Below are 2,945 nucleotides of genomic sequence, written 5' to 3' on the forward strand. Positions count from 1 at the left end.
GGCGTGGGCAGCGCCGGCTCCTCGGCGGCGGGGGCGTCGAGGGCGTGGCCGCAGATCGCCGACAGGCCCGGCGACGCAGGCTCGGCCGCGATCCGCAGGGCGGCGAGCGGCACGATCGACTGCGCCCAGATCGCCAGAAGGATCAGCGCGGTGCCCACGGTCTCGCGCCAGGTCGGGCGGGCGTGCAGGGCGCTCGAGGGCTTCATGGCCGGTGCCCTCCTCACGCGGCCCTGCGCGGGCGCAGGGTCTGGATGCCGAGGTCGAGGCCGAGCATCGCCAGGATGACGAGACCGGTGAGCGGGAAGAGCAGGCCGAGGCCGAGCACCAGCCCGGTGACCCCGGCGGCGATCCGGCGGTCGCGGGGCCAGGGCGGCACGCCGAGCCGGCCCGCGGGACGCCGCTTCCACCACATCGCCGCGGCGGTGATCGAGAGCAGGATCGTCGCGAGGCAGAAGGCCAGCATCGCGAGCTGGTTGGCGCGGCCCCAGAGATCGCCCTTGTGGAGGCCGATCCCGTACTGGATCGCCCGCCCCACCCCGCCGATGTCGGAGAACCGCACATCGACGAGGGGTCTTCCGGTGTACTGGTCGAGGGAGATCAGGCGCTGGCGGCTCACGGCGCGCGGATAGGCGGCCGCGGCGTAGACGTCCGTGCCGCCGGCCGGCAGCGCGACCTCGAAGCCCGCCGGCATGCCGAGCCCGTGCAGGATCGCCACCGCCCGGTCGATCCCGATCGCCACCAAGGGGTCCTGTGGCCGCGAGAGCGGAACCGGCGCGTCCTGCATCGTCCATCCGGCGGCGCTCACCCGCTCGCCCATCGGGACGGCGGAGACCGCCTTGTCGGCCCAGAGCGCCCGCGGCTGGCCGAGGCCTGCCGCGTTCGACCAGGTCCTGAGCTGGGCGCCCCAGACGATCGACCACGGCAGGCCGGTCGCGGCCAGGAAGACGAGGCCGGCGCCGGCCACCAGCCCGGTGACGGCGTGAAGGTCGCGCCACCAGACCCTTTGCGCCGGCCCTGCGCGGATCGTGACCACCCCGCCGCCTCGGCCCCGCGGCCACCAGAGATAGGCTCCGGTCGCCACGAGGATGATGGCGAAGCCCGCCACCACCTCGACGACGCCGTTGGCGACCGGCCCGAAATAGGCGAGGCTGTGCAGCCGCCGCACGACCATCATGAGTTCCCGGTCGGCCGCGACCCGGTCGAGCACGTCGCCGGTGTAGGGATTCAGAAAGACCAGGATGCGGCGTCCGTCCTCGACGAGCGTCACCACCGCGGATGCGGTCGCGTCGGCCGGCTCCGTGAAGGTCGCGGCCTCGGCGTCGGGAGCGGTCTCCAGGGCGTTGAAGATCAGCCGGTCCGGACTCAGGGGCGCCGTGGCCTCGGCCGCGACGACGGTCCGGGCCGCGAACAGGGTCGCGTTGATCTCGTCCTTGAACAGGTAGATCGCCCCCGTGGCCGAGAGCAGGATCAGGAACGGCAGGCAGAGCAGGCCGGCGTAGAAATGCCAGCGCCAGACCGCCCTGTAGACGGCGTCGCGCATGTTCGGTCGCGGTCCGCCGACCTGCTTCGCCCGGCCGCTCACAGGATGGCCTGGATCTGCCGGAGGGCGAGCCCGTGCCCGGCCGCGAGGTCGAGCGGGCCGACGAAGGCGCCGTCGCGGTCCATCAGGTAGACCATCAGCGTGTGCTCGAGGGTGTAGTCGCCCCCCGGCAGCGGGACCTTCTTGGAGAACACGCGGTAGGACCGCGCCACCCGGTCGATCTCCGCGCGGGTTCCGGTCAGCCCCGTGATCGAATCGCTGAACGAGCCCATGTAGTCGCGCAGCACCGCGACGTCGTCGCGCTCGGGATCGAGGGTGATGTAGTAGGCGCCGATGTCGCCGCCGGCCTTGTGCAGGTCGTCGATCAGGTTGGTCAGGTCGGCCAGCGTCGTCGGGCAGACGTTCGGGCAGCGGGTGAACCCGAAGAACACCAGGAAGGGCTTGCCGGCGAGCGTCGCCGAATCGAGGATCCCGCCCTTGGACGATTGCAGCCGGAACGGGCCGCCGACCACGGACATCGCCGGCTTGGCGGGGCCGCGCGGCAGGCTCGCCACCACGCCCCCGGCGATGCCGAGGATGCCGACGAGCACCACCGCCAGGATGCCGTAGCCCGCCCGGCGCTGGGCCGGCGTGACGGGAGGCGGATCAGTGGCCATGGTCGTGGCCGGCCGCCCCGTGGCCGCCCTCCCCGTGGCCGCCCTCGGGAGCCTTCGCGCCGATCGCCTCCACCGCGAACTCGACCGGGACGGTCCCCGCCTTCTCGAACTGCAGCGTGCCCTTGACGCGCTCGCCCTTCTTCAGGGGGGCCTGCAGGTCCACGAACATCATGTGGTAGCCGCCCGGCGCGAGCGTCACCGTGGCGCCCGGCGCGATGACCAGGCCGCCCGCGACCGGGGCCATCTTCATCACCGTGCCGTCCATCGTCATCGAATGGATCTCGACGTGGTCGGCCCCGGTCACCGAGGCGCCGAGCAGCGTGTCCGGCGTGGTGCCGGTGTTGGTGACGCTGAGGTAGCCGCCGCCGACCTTGGCGCCGTTCGGCGTCGCCCGCGTCCAGGGGTGGGCGATCGCGAGCGCGCCGGCCTTGTACTCGTGGGCGCCGGCGGGGACCGCGAGCAGCGCGAGGGCGACGAGGGAACCGGTCGCGAGAAAGCGGGACAGGGTGGACATGGGATATCTCCGGGAAGGGGATGGGTCGATGGCGGCCGTGCACGGCCGAACGGATTCGAAGGGGGCGGCGTCCGGGCGGACCGGTTCGGGCGGAGCGCGACGGCGACGCGTCGGGCTCGCACGCCGCATCGGTCGGGGCGGAGCCGAAGCCTTGCCGCGACACGGGCGCGACGACACGGCGCGCCGCCGCGTTCCGGCGCGGGAACGCCGGGGCGACGTGTGGTCAGGCGGTGGG

The 2,945-nt window shown here is 73.3% G+C and carries 3 protein-coding genes and 1 pseudogene; all 4 read right to left on the reverse strand.

Annotated features, from left to right (window positions below):
- Positions 1 to 206 (reverse strand): annotated as a pseudogene (locus FV229_RS26200) (hypothetical protein); the annotation flags it as partial.
- A gap of 14 nt (positions 207 to 220) precedes the next feature.
- Positions 221 to 1,540 (reverse strand): PepSY domain-containing protein, encoded by a 1,320-nt coding sequence (locus tag FV229_RS26205; protein WP_147754716.1) that lies wholly within the window; start codon positions 1,538 to 1,540, stop codon positions 221 to 223.
- Positions 1,541 to 1,578: 38 nt separating this feature from the next.
- Entirely contained in the window at positions 1,579 to 2,196 is a 618-nt protein-coding gene (locus FV229_RS26210; protein ID WP_147754717.1) for an SCO family protein, read from the reverse strand.
- Positions 2,186 to 2,710 (reverse strand): copper chaperone PCu(A)C, encoded by a 525-nt coding sequence (locus FV229_RS26215; protein ID WP_147754718.1) that lies wholly within the window; start codon positions 2,708 to 2,710, stop codon positions 2,186 to 2,188. The genes FV229_RS26210 and FV229_RS26215 overlap by 11 nt, the downstream gene beginning before the upstream one ends.
- Between the last annotated feature and the right edge of the window lie 235 nt (positions 2,711 to 2,945).

Origin of the sequence: Methylobacterium sp. WL120 (assembly GCF_008039465.1) — a bacterium.
Lineage (GTDB): Bacteria > Pseudomonadota > Alphaproteobacteria > Rhizobiales > Beijerinckiaceae > Methylobacterium > Methylobacterium cerastii.

Excerpts from the sequence above, each read along its gene's own strand:
- FV229_RS26205 (WP_147754716.1), bottom strand. The coding sequence starts at position 1,540 with ATGCGCGACGCCGTCTACAGGGCGGTCTGGCGCTGGCATTTCTACGCC.
- FV229_RS26210 (WP_147754717.1), bottom strand. The coding sequence starts at position 2,196 with ATGGCCACTGATCCGCCTCCCGTCACGCCGGCCCAGCGCCGGGCGGGC.
- FV229_RS26215 (WP_147754718.1), bottom strand. The coding sequence starts at position 2,710 with ATGTCCACCCTGTCCCGCTTTCTCGCGACCGGTTCCCTCGTCGCCCTC.